Annotated in this window: 13 protein-coding genes and 2 pseudogenes; 4 read left to right on the top strand and 11 right to left on the bottom strand. The window is 44.1% G+C overall.

Annotation, left to right across the window (positions count from 1 at the left end):
- Positions 1-14: 14 nt before the first annotated feature.
- The 7 genes from NSS66_RS23380 to NSS66_RS23410 form a co-directional block, all read right to left on the bottom strand.
- Positions 15-1,325: an MATE family efflux transporter gene (locus tag NSS66_RS23380; RefSeq protein ID WP_340959892.1), complete on the bottom strand. Its 1,311-nt coding sequence runs from the start codon at positions 1,323-1,325 to the stop codon at positions 15-17.
- Positions 1,292-2,134, bottom strand: a complete 843-nt coding sequence (locus tag NSS66_RS23385; RefSeq protein WP_068938778.1) for an ABC transporter ATP-binding protein — start codon at positions 2,132-2,134, stop codon at positions 1,292-1,294. Before NSS66_RS23385 ends, NSS66_RS23380 begins: the two co-directional genes overlap by 34 nt.
- On the bottom strand, positions 2,127-2,963 hold the full coding sequence (locus NSS66_RS23390) for an ABC transporter ATP-binding protein (protein ID WP_340959893.1): 837 nt from the start codon (positions 2,961-2,963) through the stop codon (positions 2,127-2,129). The genes NSS66_RS23385 and NSS66_RS23390 overlap by 8 nt, the downstream gene beginning before the upstream one ends.
- A gap of 7 nt (positions 2,964-2,970) precedes the next feature.
- Complete coding sequence (gene nikC, locus NSS66_RS23395) at positions 2,971-3,825, bottom strand: nickel transporter permease (protein ID WP_023988850.1); 855 nt, start codon at positions 3,823-3,825, stop codon at positions 2,971-2,973.
- Entirely contained in the window at positions 3,822-4,766 is a 945-nt protein-coding gene (gene nikB, locus NSS66_RS23400) for a nickel ABC transporter permease (RefSeq protein WP_023988849.1), read from the bottom strand. The genes nikC and nikB overlap by 4 nt, the downstream gene beginning before the upstream one ends.
- A 1-nt stretch (position 4,767) precedes the next feature.
- The gene (gene nikA, locus NSS66_RS23405) at positions 4,768-6,303 is read right to left on the bottom strand and encodes a nickel ABC transporter substrate-binding protein (protein WP_081326341.1); all 1,536 of its coding nucleotides are present in this window, start codon (positions 6,301-6,303) and stop codon (positions 4,768-4,770) included.
- 209 nt (positions 6,304-6,512) lie between these two features.
- Positions 6,513-7,985 carry a DHA2 family efflux MFS transporter permease subunit gene (locus NSS66_RS23410; protein WP_023988847.1) on the bottom strand — a complete coding sequence of 491 codons (1,473 nt, stop codon included), beginning with the start codon at positions 7,983-7,985 and terminating at the stop codon, positions 6,513-6,515.
- 126 nt (positions 7,986-8,111) lie between these two features.
- Here NSS66_RS23410 and NSS66_RS23415 point away from each other — a divergent pair, with 126 nt between their 5' ends.
- Positions 8,112-8,681, top strand: a complete 570-nt coding sequence (locus NSS66_RS23415) for a TetR/AcrR family transcriptional regulator (RefSeq protein ID WP_338532437.1) — start codon at positions 8,112-8,114, stop codon at positions 8,679-8,681.
- A gap of 202 nt (positions 8,682-8,883) precedes the next feature.
- Positions 8,884-9,135: a YolD-like family protein gene (locus NSS66_RS23420; protein ID WP_340959894.1), complete on the top strand. Its 252-nt coding sequence runs from the start codon at positions 8,884-8,886 to the stop codon at positions 9,133-9,135.
- Between the two features lie 207 nt (positions 9,136-9,342).
- Here NSS66_RS23420 and NSS66_RS23425 read toward each other — a convergent pair whose 3' ends face one another.
- Positions 9,343-9,672, bottom strand: a complete 330-nt coding sequence (locus tag NSS66_RS23425) for a DUF3817 domain-containing protein (RefSeq protein WP_023988844.1) — start codon at positions 9,670-9,672, stop codon at positions 9,343-9,345.
- 627 nt (positions 9,673-10,299) lie between these two features.
- Between NSS66_RS23425 and NSS66_RS23430 the strand changes: the two genes are divergently transcribed.
- A complete protein-coding gene (locus NSS66_RS23430) occupies positions 10,300-12,351 on the top strand; it encodes a stalk domain-containing protein (protein ID WP_023988843.1) in 2,052 nt (683 codons plus the stop codon).
- Positions 12,352-12,436: 85 nt separating this feature from the next.
- On the opposite strand, the pseudogene NSS66_RS23435 reads toward NSS66_RS23430, so the two are convergent.
- The 3 genes and pseudogenes from NSS66_RS23435 to NSS66_RS23445 form a co-directional block, all read right to left on the bottom strand.
- Positions 12,437-13,399, bottom strand: a pseudogene (locus NSS66_RS23435) (aldo/keto reductase).
- A gap of 113 nt (positions 13,400-13,512) precedes the next feature.
- Entirely contained in the window at positions 13,513-13,908 is a 396-nt protein-coding gene (locus tag NSS66_RS23440; protein WP_338532436.1) for a MerR family transcriptional regulator, read from the bottom strand.
- A gap of 177 nt (positions 13,909-14,085) precedes the next feature.
- Positions 14,086-14,538, bottom strand: coding sequence for a helix-turn-helix domain-containing protein (locus tag NSS66_RS23445; protein ID WP_081391243.1), 453 nt, complete (start codon positions 14,536-14,538; stop codon positions 14,086-14,088).
- A gap of 391 nt (positions 14,539-14,929) precedes the next feature.
- On the opposite strand from NSS66_RS23445, the pseudogene NSS66_RS23455 reads away from it, so the two are divergent.
- Positions 14,930-15,688, top strand: a pseudogene (locus NSS66_RS23455) (MFS transporter); the annotation flags it as partial.
- Positions 15,689-15,789: the final 101 nt, after the last annotated feature.

The following is a 15,789-nucleotide window of genomic DNA, read 5'->3' on the forward strand; positions in this document are numbered from 1 at the left end:
TAAATCAGGTGCTGCTATATCCTCTGCAAGCGAGGTAAATAGATTACAAGAAACAGCGACCGTCCTAGGGCAAATACAATAAAGGACAGCCAAAGTCCGTGATTCCCATAATGGGGAACGCACCAGAAGAGAGCGATCAAAAAGCAGAGCAATGAGATCAGCATCGAATTACGGATCGGATACGTTACCGTCATCCCCGTAAACACACCGTAGAATACCAGTCCCAGTCCGGCTGCCAGCGGAAAGACCACAAGCCATCCATTATAAGGGCCTGTAAGGTTAATCACTGTAGCATTATCCGTAAATAGCGAGATAAGCGGCTCTTTCAGTGCGAAATACAATCCTCCCGTCACTACGCTGGTCACCAGTGTCCAGAACCAGGACAAGTGAATAACCCTTTGCAGCATTTTACGATCCCCGGCACCCCTAGCCTGACCCGTCATAATGCTACTGGCGTTGGCGAACCCATCAAAAAAGTAAGCCATAATATAATGGATCTGCAACAAAATAGCGTTCGCCGCCAACTGATCGGTTCCAAAGCTCGCACTGCGTGCCGTAAACAGATTAAACATTGTCAGCAGACAGGCTGTGCGAATCATGAGATCAAGGTTTGTCGCCATGACATTTTTCAACTCTGAAGCTCCAAACCAACCTCGCCAATTCATCTGTCCGCTTTGCTTCCATTCCCTCCAAATCGATGAGCGGAACACCAGCGCCAGACCCAATACACATGCAAGAATTTCCGCAATCAGAGTAGCGCTTGCCACACCCGTGACATTCCAATGCATCATCTGTGTAAATACAATAGCTAATACCATATTGATTACGTTCATTGAAATTTGCAAAAACAATGTAGCCTTCACACGGGACAATCCCATCAGCCAGCCGAGCAGCACATAGTTCACCAATGTTAGAGGTGCTCCCCAAATACGAATGTTAAAATAAATCGCTGCCTGCGCCGCCACATCCTGCGCCGGATGAATTAGCTGGAGAGAAGCCAGCAGAATTGGCTTTTGTAACACAACGAATACCGCACCAATGAGTAAAGCAATGGCCAGTGGGCGCATGAGAGCAGCTATGCCCTGGTCGTTATTTTGTGCCCCTGCGGCTTGTGCCGTGAAAGCTGATGTGCTGACTCGCAGAAAGCCAAACAACCAATATAAAGTATTAAAAATAAGAGTGCCCACCGCTACACCGCCTAAATACGCGGAATGGCTTAAATGACCGATTACAGCTGTATCCACCGCACCGAGCAGCGGGGTTGTAATCGTCGAAATAATTAAAGGGATAGCTAAAGCAAGATAGGCTCGGTGGGAAGGCAACATGTTGAAAAAACCTCCAGTAATGATTGTGTATAGGGATGGCGATCCGAATGAAATAATGCTTCTTTGGGAAAATGCTCAAGCACACTGCCTTCTTTCATGACCATGATTCGATCACTCATAAAGTGCACAGCCGCCAGATCATGTGAGATAAACAGATAAGCCAGTCCTAGCTCATCCTGCAAATCTTTGAGCAGATTCAAAATGGTGGCTTGTGTGGTCACATCCAGACTTGCTGTTGGCTCGTCCAATACGATAAAATCCGGTTCTGTGCTGATGGCACGTGCGATGGTTACACGCTGCTTTTCCCCACCGCTGAGCTGATGTGGAAACTTGTCCAGGTAGCTGGCTGGAAGCTTTACCATCTCAAGCAAATGTTCTGCTGTATCCCGACGTTCTGAGGACTTACCCGCCATAAAGGAAGGAACATAGTACTTAAGCTGGTCCAGTGGCTCCAGCAGGGATTGCAGGATGGTTAGTCTGGGATTCAAAGCCGCGGATGGATGTTGAAATACTGCACCCAGCCTGCTACGAATCCGTTTTAATTCGCTCCGCTTTAGCCCACGGATAGACTGTCCATCCAGTCTAAGCTCACCTTGATCAAACGGGTCCAATGTCAAAATACAGCGAGCGAGTGTGCTTTTCCCACTGCCGCTTTCCCCGACGATACCCAGACATTCTCGGGGGGAGATCGACAGAGCAACATCTTGCAGCACCGTTTTACCTCCAGCGTAAGCCTTCGTCAAACCGGAGACGGTCACGACAGCATTAGACGTGTCTTGCTGCTGAGCGTAGGCGGCTTGATTATTCATGTAAAGCGCTCCTTTCCAATGCGTTCTGTTCTTCAGTGCTGTTGTAAGGCAAACGTACTGGAGCGCCCGGAGACAGCGGCGGAATAGCCGCCAGTAGACGACGAGTATACGGGTGGGCCGGATGGTTCAGCACCGCTTGCGTTTCACCAGTTTCAACCAGTGAACCTTCGTGCATCACTGCGATTCGATCTGCATACTTGCGTACATGACGCAGGTCGTGAGTGATCCACAAGACGGAAATACCCGTCTCCGTCCGGATTTGGTCAATGAGCTGAAGCACCCGATGAGCTGTGAGCGTATCCAGCGCAGTTGTAGGCTCGTCGGCAATAAGCAGCTTCGGCTCCAGTAGTAGTGCAGCCGCAATAGCTGCCCGTTGCAATTGACCGCCGCTGAGCTGAAACGGATAGCTGCGGTACACGCGCTCGGCGGGAAGCTGTACGCGCTCCAGCACCTCGATACAGCGTTGCTTACGTGCCTTGCGATCTTGTTTGCCATGGGCGCGCATCAGCTCGTCCAGTTGGCTGCCCACACGCAGAAAGGGGGTGAAAGCCCCGTGGTAGTCTTGAAAAATGTAAGATATTTCACTACCAAGCAAAGAACGTCGTTGTTTAGCGGATAAATCCAGCAAATTATTGTCCTTCCACGCAATAATTCCTTCCGCTGTAACAGAAGAGGGGAGAAGGCCGCCGATAGCAAATGCCGTCATGCTTTTGCCACTACCGCTTTCGCCGGCTAGAGCACACCATTCCCCCGGACGAACGGCAAGCTTCAGTTGCTCTACAATCGTTTTTATATTTGTCCGAATCGTTAAGCCTTCAATAGTCAGCATGTACAGCTCACTCCTCTGTCCGGGTTTTAACATCATAACGGTCGCGCAGTTTGTCTCCCAATACGTTCGCCAGTAGCACTGTTAGCACGACAGCTATCCCTGGAACCAGCATCAGGTGGGGAGCCATTTGAAAATACGCTCGTCCTTCATTCAACATCGTACCCCATTCGGGAATTGGCGGCTGTGGACCTAAGCCCAAAAAAGATAGGGAGGCAATCATTAAAATGATTTTGCCGATATCCAGCGTAGCTAGCACAAGAACATTCCCAATTGCATGGGGGAGAATATGCCGCATGACAATCCGCAGGGAGGAGGTACCCGCCAGTATGGATAACGAAATGTAATCCTTTTGCTTTTCAGCCAGAACGGTACTACGCACCAGGCGCGCATAACCAACCCATTTTACCGCAGTCACCGCGAAAATAAGATTTACTAAGCCTGGTCCGAGCAAACCGCTCAGTACAATGGCAAAAATATAATCAGGTAATGTCATGAAGGCATCGACCACCCGTTTGAATACACGATCCATCCAGCCTCCAATAAACCCTGAAAGCAGACCAAGAGGGACCCCGACAACCAGCGAAACGGCCAAAATCAATAAACTGGTTCCGACAGTCGTCCGAAGTCCAGCTATCACTCTCGATAGTACATCTCTGCCCAAATGATCTGTTCCCAGCCAGTGTGTAGCGCTGATCGATTGTAGTCGATTCCCCATCTGGATACGATACGGATCTTGCGGAGCAAGAAACGGAACGACTGTAATTGCTGCAAGAATGAGCAGGATGGAGAGCGACACGATCCATGTATTGGACAATCGCGTTCTAGTGAGCTGCCTGTTTTCCGCATGTACGGATTTTATCATGATAAACGTTTCTCCTTCAAAGCGATTTCAGGATTGACCCAACGGTAGGACAGCTCTACCAAAATATTGATACATACAATGAATGCAGCCATAAATACGGTATAGCCCTGAATAATGGGGTAATCCCTTGCAGCAATGGCATCCACAATCCATTTGCCCAGCCCTGGATAGGCGAATAGCACTTCAATCACGACTGTGCCTCCCAGTAGGCTGCCTATACTCTCACTGAATACCGTAATGAGTGGAACAAGACTGTGACGGAGCATATGTCTGAAAAAAATGCGGATGGGGCTGATTCCACGCGCTTGCGCCGCTTTGATAAAGTCTTGCCCCGAGCTTTCAATCAGACTTGCGCGGATCATTCGTACATAAACGGCCGCCATTGCCAATCCCAAGGTAAGAGAAGGGAGTACCAAATGAAAAGCGGTTCCTTCACCCATAGACGGCAAAATACGTAATTTAACTGCAAACCATTCGATAAACAAAAGCCCCAGCCAAAAGCTGGGAATCGAGGAGCCAATTAAGGCAAACACACGACTGGCTCTGTCAATCCAGCGGTTACGGTAGAGCGCCGCCATCGTTCCCAACGGGAGAGCTATCAGCAGCATAATGAACAGAGACCCTCCGGTAAGTAGCAGTGTATAAGGCAGTTTTTCCATAAACTCTGTGAATACTGGACGATGGGTTAAATAAGATTGTCCAAAATCAAACTGAAGCAACTGGACCAACCACTTACCATATTGCACAGGTAATGGTTGATCCAGCCCCAGTTGGCTGCGCATATCCATAATTTGCTGATTGGACACAGCTACATCGTCGACTCGGAGAATGCTCCGGACGGGATCGCCCGGAACAAGCTTAAGCAGACAGAAGCTCACAAAGGAAAGAATAAGAAAGAACAAGACCAGTTCAAGAAACTTTTTGGCGATGGATTTAAACATGCTAGTTCACATCCAGGTCCTGGGTCAGCAAGTAGTATTCACTTTGGCTAGTTACCCAGTTATGTACGTAATCGCGATAGGCCACTACGTTGTTTGGATGGACCAGAAAGGATTGCAGATTTTCTTGGTCAATCAGCGTGACAGCCTTCAGCGCCAGCTTGTTGCGTTCTTCCTCATTCACGGTGGTGTTCAGTTGTGAAATCATACCCGTGAGTTCCGGTACATGCACACGCCCATAATTCAGTGCTCCTTCAGGCATGTAAGCCGCATTCAGAAAATAGCTTGCATCGCCGCGCGGGGCTGTAATGCTACTATAAGTCGCTAAATCCCAATCCTGATGAGCGGCAAGATATTCGTCAATATTATCAACCTGACGGATATCAATCGTAATGCCAAGTTCTTTAGCGTTAGCCTGAATAAGCTGAGAGATGAGTGGAAGCTCCGCTCTCGACTGGTAAGTTAGCAATGTAAGATGAAGCGGCTTGCCGTCGGGGTTCGCAACTTTACCGTTCTGTACTGTATATCCAGCTTGCTTGAAGCCTTCTCGGGCAGCATTCAAATCAAACTGTTTCGTAATATATTCCGGTGAAAAAGGAAAGTCGGACAAGAACGGGCCTTGAGCAGGGGTTCCCTGACCAGACATGATACCACTGGCGATCTCATCCCGGTTGATCAGGTTATCAAATGCTTTACGAACAGCCGTCTTTTTCAGATCGTTATTGTTCATATTGTAAATAAGCTGATGCGTTCGCAAACTAGGAAGTGAGTCAACCTTAACGGTAGAATCAGCTTTCAATAGCTCCAGGCTTTCAATTGGCGGGCGATACACAATATCAGCAGTTTTGGCTTGAAAAGCAAGCTGACGTGCATTGGCGTCTTCGTTAAACATGAATTTAGCATGTTTCAACTTTACTTCACCGTTCCAATATTGTTCATTGCGATCTAAATTCAGTTCACTTCCAGCACGGAAACTGGCAACCTTGAACGGTCCCGTTCCTGATGGGAGTTCACCTGTAGCTGTTGTGTCTATAATAGCCGTATTCGGATGAACCAGCTCGGACACAAATTCCGGGAAAGGCTTGTCTGTCGTAATGGTCAAAATCTGTCCATCCGCATGAATATCACGGATATGTAGCGCATTTTTGACCGATGGATTGAGCTTTAGCGCTCTTTCCAAGGAGGCTTTGACAGCAGGGGCATTGACGACTTTACCGCTGTGGAAGTTCACACCTGGTCGGATGTTGAAGGTCCAGTGCTGTCCGTCCTTGCTGTCCCATTTGTCTGCAAGCCAAGCTTCCAGCTTAAGATCCTTGTTCACTTTGATCAGTGTTTCACTTACTCCAGCACGAACAGCTGTGTAATTTACATCTGAATGAGGATCTATAGAAGGGCTTTGCACATTGAACAATAAGGTGACACTTTTATCTTGTGGTGCAGCAGATGGAGAGGGTGAAGCTGACGGAGATGAAGCGCAGGCTGCCATCATCACCGCAATTACCGCAGGTATAAATAGTTTAAAATACGAACGCTTAAACAACAGGGAGTCCTCCTTAATAGTAATCGTAATTTTTACGCTTTAATACATAAATCATATCGTAACCAAATGAAGGAGCTTTGTAAATATGTAATTGATGAATGTGTATTTAAATTCATATGAAAAAAGGCTGCATAACCAATAGTGAGATGGTTAGCAGCCTTTAAGTGTATTTAGAAATGTTTAATTTGGAATGGCTAAAAATTTATGAATTAATGCATGGGTGCTTTGGCAGTGCCATGTTCAACATGAACTCTACGGATGAAAAACGCAAGGATCAACCCGATCACACTGATGATCATCGCAAAGAAAAATGAATTTTGTGATCCGATTGCCATGGCATTAGCCATTTCATTTACGGATTCAGGCATACTGGATTGGCTCAAATAGCTGTCCATGCCTTTCGAGAGAATGCTTACCGCTACGGCTGTACCGATAGCACCAGCAACTTGTTGGAGCGTGCTCATAATGGCCGTTCCGTCTGGGTATAGATCCATAGGGAGCTGGTTTAGGCCGTTTGTCTGAGCTGGCATCATAATCATGGAAATGCCGATCATCAAGCAACTATGAAGCACAATAATGAGTACGAGAGTTGAAGTTGTTGTAATGCCGGACAGGAAAAACAAAACAGCGGCCACAATCACAAGGCCTGGAATAACAAGCCATTTGGGACCAAATTTATCGAATAGGGAGCCCATAATGGGAGACAAGAGACCGTTGATAATCCCACCAGGCAGAAGTACCAAACCTGCTGCTAGAGCAGACAGAGCCAGCCCTTTTTGCAAAAAGAGTGGAAGAATCAGCATCGTAGAAAGGATCGTCATCATACATAGGAACACCATAATAACGCCGATAACGAACATTGGATATTTAAACACACGCAAATTCAACATTGGCTGCTTCATTTTCAATTGACGTACAGAGAACAGTATCAACGATACCAGACCGACGATCACTGGAAGCAGAACCATCGGGCTAGCCCAACCTTCGCCACCTTCTCCAGATTTACTGAAACCAAACACGACACCACCGAAGCCAATGGAAGACAGGAGGATAGATAAAAGATCAATTTTGGGCTTGGTCGTTTTTGAAACGTTTTGCATAAATAAAATACCGCAAATTAGCGAGAGAACTAAAAACGGAAGAGAAATCCAGAAAATCCAGTGCCAAGACAGATTTTGCAGTACCAGTCCTGCAATGGTAGGTCCCACCGCAGGTGCAAACATAATTACCAATCCGATGATCCCCATAGCCGCGCCTCTCTTTTCAGCCGGGAAAATGATCAAGATGGTGTTAAACATCAACGGCAATAACAGCGCTGTACCAATGGCCTGAAGAATACGAGCGATCAATAGCACTGAAAAAGTAGGTGAAAGTGCAGCAACGAGGCAACCAGCTATTGAGAACAGCAACGATGTAACAAACAGCTGTCTTGTCGTAAAGGTTTGAATCAGCAATCCCGATACAGGTACTAAAATACCGAGTGTCAGCAGATAAGCGGTCGTCAGCCATTGGGCTGTTGCAGTTGTAATATGCAAAATCTGCATCAAATCATTCAGTGCAATGTTAAGTGCCGTTTCACTGAACATTCCAATAAAGCCACTAAGGAGCAGGGCAATCATAATAGGTAGCACCTTGAACGTTTTGGGTTCAGAGGGTGAACTCGTTTGACTCTTTGTACTCATGTTGTTTTTGTTCCTCCAATAAATTAATGGGTATTGAATTATAACGATCGGTCTATATATAATAAACATGTTGTTATTTTTTTGTCAAAGTAAATTATAAATAATATATAATGAAGGATGCTGTATATGGCTGCTAAACCTGAATCATACGAGAATATCGTACAAACCGCATCGAAGCTCTTTTTTCATCAGGGGTATCACGCAACTGGACTGAATCAGATTCTTGCGGAGAGTGGATCACCGAAGGGCTCACTTTATTATTATTTTCCGCGTGGTAAAGAAGAATTAGCTTTGGAGTGCATAAGAAGAGGGAATGAATTTATTAAGCAAAAATTAAAACAGACACTGGACGAAAACGATAATCCTGTACTAGCCATTCAGAATTTTATTCGTAATACAGCTGAGGAGGCAGACCGTACCGGCTTTAACGACTTCATGCCGATTGGCTTCTGGGCTGCTGCTGAAACTTCCTGTATTAGCGAATCGCTACGTCATGCTTGTGTGAATACATTTGCAGATTGGCAGCGCATTTATATAGAACGTCTTCAGAAATCGGGCTGGACAGAGGAAAAGGCACACAGTCTGGCGGTACTTATCATTTCGATGCTCGAAGGTGCATTAATTTTGGCTGTTACGCAACAGAGCAGTGCTCCTATTTATAATATCGTGGATTACATTCCACAGTTGGTCAAATAATCCTGTCTCTTCGATTTTCAATCGCTCCTAATGAGCTCCAACAAGCAACTTTAAAAAGCCGATGTTCTCGTTTTTGAGAACTTGGCTTTTTAGAGGTTCTGAGACGTAATTTTACTCACATTACCAGCACCAAATGATGAAAAGTATGGTAAAATGGAATGAATTTGATTTTGATTTTGCACGAAAGGAAGGGTGATAGCAAATGGCAAAAGCGAAGGTAGCCAAACGGCCTACTCGGGATGAATTTGTACTGGAGGAAATCGGGAATCAGCTTGTAGAAGCACAACGTGAGCAATCCGAAATCGTATTGACCGTATGGGGACGCCAAGAAACAACCCGCGGACAGATCGTTAAAATGGACCCGAGAACGGGAAAGGTTCATGTGGAGAGTAATGGAGAAACAGAAAAAGTTCCTTTTGTGGATATTATGAGTGTAAATTACCCGAGAGATTAGTTGTTGTGATTACATAAATATAGCAGAAAGGGACGAAAAGAATGACAAAGTTAGGGTCTCCCTTACTGCTGTGGGAAAGTAACAATTTACAATTCGCGTATACAAAAACAACCGAGTGGTTTAGAGCCATCGGTTGTTTTTGTATACTGCTGCATGAGTGGGAAGAGAAAGCCGCGTTATTGTGTTGGCACTTTCCCTTGTACATGCTTATGTAGCTTTTATCGGGCTGGTATGACTGGCACGTGCTTCGGCTTTCTTAAGCACCTTACGATCAAAAATGAAGGGGCCAAACGGCAACAGCGATGCAATCAAGGCTGCAAGACTTTGCAGTAGCGTTATTTTCCGCAGAATCAGCATGACCACAGTAGCTATGACATAAGCCACGAACAGTACCCCATGGATCATACCCACCCAGCTTACCATTTGCGGCATTCCAGCTGCGTATTTAAGCGGCATAGCGATACACACAAGCAGTAGATATGAAATCGCTTCAATATTACCAATGACACCAAACATCTTAAAGGCATTTTTGAACATAATACACCTCCTTCTCCTATTGCTTAAAATTTAATATATCCTATAATGCAATGTTATTAAACGGTAGAAAGTTACGATATATCGAATATTTACAGCTGAACCCCAAGGTTATGTCAGAGCTTTCACATGACTGAAGTATCTCACATCAATGCTTCATTTCGCTGATTCCAACGTACCACAGCTTAGCGTGCCCGGAAACGATAATCGTAATTTCGTTTATCTTGTCAAAATATGTATCTATATTCACTGGTTGCATGATCTAATCTATTAAAAGCAAAAATATAAAATATAAAGTCACTCTGATATTAACACGCTATCGAGAGGCCGAGCAAAAAGTGATGAAATTGAAACAAACAATTGGGCTTAGAAAGATGGCTTGGAGTAAGAAAAAACACTAAGCTGGTCAAGTTCGAAGGCTTAGCATATGTTGTTTGCGCGACCCTATCAGTAAAAATGCTAGTGTGAAGTCTAAACATTTTGTATGCAAATTCCGATAACAGTTAAATGAACGTGTGTACATTATAGTGTGAATTTTAAAAGCTGGATGGCAGCAGAAGGGTTTATAAGCTTAACTTATTAGTTTTGACAAATAAAATTTCCATACTGGTATCAAGGAGAGCATAGATCATGAATAAAAAACGTTTGCGTCAATGGATGGCTCCGTTCGCAACGGCTACACTGATTTTAAATACGGGATATGGCATTTTGGCCCCCGATGCAGTGGCTAGCGCGTTGCCGACTGAGAGGCATAACTCAAATCTGACAGGACTGAATACAGCACAGTTACATACCAAATTAGCAACCGCTCAAGGTCGTAATGTGCCGGTTACTTCAGGCACGAAAGTGACTACGTTAACAAAAGGTTATGGTCAGAACACCTATCTCAACCAAATGCTAAAAGTAATGTCGAGCCAAATGGTTACTGCGAATATCGCGCCGGCAGAGGTAAGCAATCTGACAGCGGTTCCTACAGAAACAACAAAAGTAAATTTGTCCTGGACCAATCCGTCGGACCTTAATTTCGACCATGTAAAAGTGGTTGGTGTCACTAACGATGTGTATGTAGATAATATTAGAAGTAACTCTTATATGTTGAGCGGTTTACAGCCGAATACGACCTATACCTTTCGAGTGAAGACGGTGAATAAGAGCGGAGATGAATCACAAGGTACGACAGTACAGGCCAAAACGGCTTCCATTGATGTCCCTGTAGATAAGACACCTCCAGGAGAGGTAAGCGGGCTGACAGCGACGAATGTCGGATATAACGCTTTTACCGTAAATTACATATTGCCTAAGGATGCTGACCTGAGCCAAGCGATCATCTATTTAAATGGTAAGGAAGTGCAGCGAACTACAGGGACGTCCTATACGTTCAGTGGATTGATTGCCTCCACAAATTATACAGTTCTGGTCAAGACTATTGACAAATCCGGCAACATCTCTGGAGGAATCAGTATTCCGGTTACGACCTCAGCGCTCAGCGTTGATACCGTGCCCGAAGTGACAGGAGCTTCAGTGACATCAGTTAATAACTATAGCGTCACTGTTTCCTGGACGAGACCCAGCGGAATTAGTACAGTCAGTCTGTATAAGGACGGGCAACTGGTAACCGATTCATCAGGAACATCCTATACATTCAACAATCTTTCTTCAGGGCAGGCCTATTCGTTCACGATTAGGTCCAAGCGAAGCACAGGTGCATTGTCCTCCGGTGTGAGACTGACTGCCACAACGGACAGTACGTCCTCCAATTCGTCAGAAGTGTCCAATCTTGAAGTAGATAGCAAAAGTGACACCTGGATCAAAATCACCTACGATATGCCGAGTAAAGCCGACAAGGTGAAGATATATGTTGATGGAGATTATGAGGGAACTACAAGCTCTGAGTCCTATAAAATCACGGATTTGCGAGAAGGACGCTGGTATGAGATTAAGGTCGTAACTGTCAATAGTAATGGAAGAGAATCTAGCGGTGTAAAGATATCAGAACGCACGAATTCGGATGGTTACTATTCTTCTTCGTCATCTAGTTCATCGAATTATGAGAAAGCGAGAGATTTGATGCGAATTGCAGAAAACAGTCTGAATGCCTCGGACTGGCGTTCTGCCAGAGATGCAATCAGTGATCTGCCGAGCGGAACCCGTAAAAGCGATTTGCTGGATCGGTTAGAAGCTATTCGCAATAGAGCGATTGGTACCAGTAGTTCATCATCCGGGACGAGTTCTACAACAACAACTTCTGGTACAACGTCCTCATACCCTAACAATGCGGTTTCCTCATATTCAACTTCGTTCACCCTGACACCAGGAGCTAAATCAGCTTATGTCGATGGTCGTGCTACGACGATGGCTCAGGCTCCGCGAATCATAAATGGGGCGACGATGGTCCCGCTGCGCTTTATCAGTGAACGGATAGGTTACGAGGTAAATTATGAAAAGGCGACCAAAAAGATCATTCTGACTCGACCTACAGACGGCAAACAAGTAGTGCTTCAAGTCAAGAATTCGACCCTTGCCGTGTATGAGTTAAACAACTCCCGAAGTTATTCGACGAACATCACAGCTCCGGTTATTGTTAACGGCTACACACTGGTTCCATTACGAGTAATTAGCGAGCTTTCGGGGTATCAGGTGAACTATAATACTGCATCCAAACAAATTACGATTACAAAATAAATACTTCTGTAGAAAGGGTTCTAAAGTTTTCACTTTAGAACCCTTTCTGTGTATTAGGAAGTGTATGTAGAACAATGACAATCTGTTACTCTGTAAACAAGTTATTTTGATTGAAAAGAATATCGAGTTGCTTAAGCTCGCCACTTGTTAGTCGAACACCCAGAGTTTGAAGATTGGACTCGATTTGATCAGACTTGGTTGCACCTGGAATAATTAGATCAACGGCTGGACGCGTTAATAGCCAAGCTAGCGCAATCTGTGCAGGATCTGCACCCTTGTCTTTCGCGAATGCTTTGAAGCGATCCACGCGTTCCAAATTTGCGAGAAATGCTTCTTTTTGAAATAAAGGATTATTCATTCGTGAAGTGTCATTAAAAACATCATCCTTCTTATATTTACCGGCCAACAGACCTGATGCGAGCGGGAAAAAAAGGAATCAGTGAAATTTCGTGCTCTAGACAATAAGGAATAACGTCGGCTTCTGCATGACGAACCAGTAGTGAGTATTCAGCTTGAAGAACATCCAAGTGCTTATCAACATTAAAAGCCTGAAGCTGCTCAAAGCTTAAATTTGAAGCGCCAATGGCTTTGATTTTCCCTGACTTCTTCAGCTCTGCAAGTGTGTCAGCAGCTTCAGCTAGCGGGGTCCGGCTATCGGGAAAATGAAGAAAGAAAATGTCAACATAGTCTGTCTGTAATCTCATCAGGCTGTCATCCACAGCCTTATGTAATGCAGCTGGACTGTTGTCGACTTCCAGATGGCCTTGATTAAATTGGGGTTAGAAGAAGATTTAGTAGAGATTACAAGATGTTCACGGCCACCATAATCCCGGATGGCTTCACCGATTAACTCCTCAGAGTGGCCCATTCCATACAGAAATGCGGTATCAATGAAATTGATCCCTTTTTCAAGGGCAGTCCTAATTAATTGTCGGCTTAGAGTATCATCGACTTTTGGATACATCATTGAATTACCTACCACACCTGCTCCAAAACCAAGTTTAAATGCTTTTAATCCTGTTTTTCCTATTGCTATTGTATTGTTCATGTTTTTAAGCTCCTCTTTTGTATGATGTGGAATCCTAGGAAGGACTCTAATGCACATCTTACAACCTGGTGTAAACACTAGGTCAAGCAGAGCGATCAGGAATCGAAAACAGATTAAGTTTGGGTTTCAAGTGGCAAAAAGTTATGGCCAAATTTTTGCCCGGTTTGCAATTTCAATTCAATCATATCCTTAATTTCCTGAAGTTCTTTCAGCTGCTGATCTGTCTTTTTTTGGTAATCGTAAAGCCTATCGTACCATTCAATATTTGATATGTTGCTCTCATCTAATTGAAGCTGGATCATAGGTTTTAACTCCTGCAGCGACATCCCAGCTTTTTTTAAACACTTGATCATAAGAAGTGCCTCTTTGTGTGAATTGTTATATATCCTGTGTCCATTATTTTTTCGGGCCACGGGAGGAAGAAGACCCATTTTCTCATAATACCGTAAGGTATCCTCACTGACTTGGAATTGATCCATAAGTTCCTTCATTTTAAAATTTGTTGTCATCTCTCGTCACCTTCGTAAGGGATCATTTAACGCATTAATTATAATATCTGGAGTTAACACGAGGTCAAGATTTATTCATGGAGAATCAAGATATTTCGCAGTATAAGTTTTCAAAATGAGACACGCTGCTGGACTTGGCTATTATTGTTTTCTGCTATATGAAGATAAGATCTCGCATTACTGTATATTCGAACAGGCATTAAAACGAAATTCATGCGGGGTCAATCCACATCGTTCCTTGAAAATTCGATAGAAATACTTCATATCATGAATACCGACTTCAAGTGCGATCGTTTGAACGCTCCAACTGGTATCTAATAGTAAGCTACAACTCTCGTGAATACGAATATCCTGCAGCATTTTTGTATAGGTCATTCCGCTAGCTTTTTTAAATTTGCGTTGAAATTGACGTGAGCTAATTAAAAATTGCTTGCAAATTTGATCAACCGACAACGGATTTTTATAATTTCTGGTTATATCATCAATCGTATACTGAATGGGATCCGTTATGACTGGCTTGGAAACATGAGCTACTTGTATCACATGACTGAAGCTTCCAATAGAGCAGACATTGTATTCCTTCAAGATGTTGTTAAATGGGGAGTGTATAACTTGCCTGAAGGGAGCCATAATCCGAGAAGCGCAGCCCCTTATGTTCTGGAAAATGGAGAGGGAGACCGATTACTCACTGGAGATCAGCTCCACAGAATTCTAGCCACTCCTGATTACCTTTGGATTATGTTGTTTTGCGCTAGGATCTATTGTCGGCTTTTTTTCTTCTAATTATTGGATGGTTATTGTGAGCAGAATCTTCCAATCCATAGGGGCGTCTGTTGTCCCGGCATCATCCATGTTGATCCCGATTTGCTATATATCTATCGAAAATCGTGGCAAGCTTTGGGGATTACCTCTGCAGGAATGGCCTTAGGGACGGCAATAGGCCCAATTATTGCTGGATTTGTTATTGGATTTGCAAGCTGGCGCTACCTATTTTTAATTTCATTTCTAGTCATTATTACAATCCCTCTTTTCAGGAGGTATTTTGCTTGCAGCTTCAATTACGCTGCTGCTACTCTCCATTACTGGACACAGCTGGAGTTATTTTACGGCTACTATCCTAATATTCATATTATTCATCATTCGCATTAACAAAACGGATGAACCCTTTATTGAACCGACACTTTTTAAAAATACAAGGTATACGATAGGGTTGATTATCGCTTGTATGATTCTTACACTTAATTTATGTGTTCCGTATTTGATCCCGCAGGTGTTAAGCTCAATACATCACTTATCTTCTGTAAACACAGGACTCGTGATGTTTCCTGGTGCTTTGATTGCTGCATTGCTTGGGTTGGTGGGTGGAAGAATTGCGGATGCAAAGGGCAATCGCTTTGTATTCTCGTTGGCATTCCTGTTCCAAGTGATGGCATACCTCATATTGGTTTTTTTTATGGACACGTTTCCTGCCATGATTGCAATTATCTTAATTCTAGCGAATACTGGATTAACATTTGCTCAGATTACAATGGCAAACACCATTTCTCGAACGTTAAGCGGCAACCAAACCGGAGTTGGTATGGGTATCTATATGATGGGAAGCTTTATGGCGGGGGCTATCGGAACGTCTATTCTTGGATCCGTACTTGATCAAGGAGCACAAAGCAAAATTATGTTCAGCACTATTTTTTTGATTTTGGGCATATGGATTATAGGCTTTGCTATTTTCTATTTTACAGTTTTTCGTAAAGAAGCATCACCCGTTCAGCAAGACACATAGCAATCAATTATACTAAACGATCCTTATTAATAACCGACAGGTGTCTTAGTTACGACCTGTCGGTTAAACCTTACTAAAACACTCCTGACATCAGTATGTCA

Source organism: Paenibacillus sp. FSL R10-2748, assembly GCF_038005565.1.
Classification (GTDB): Bacteria; Bacillota; Bacilli; order Paenibacillales; family Paenibacillaceae; genus Paenibacillus; species Paenibacillus polymyxa_B.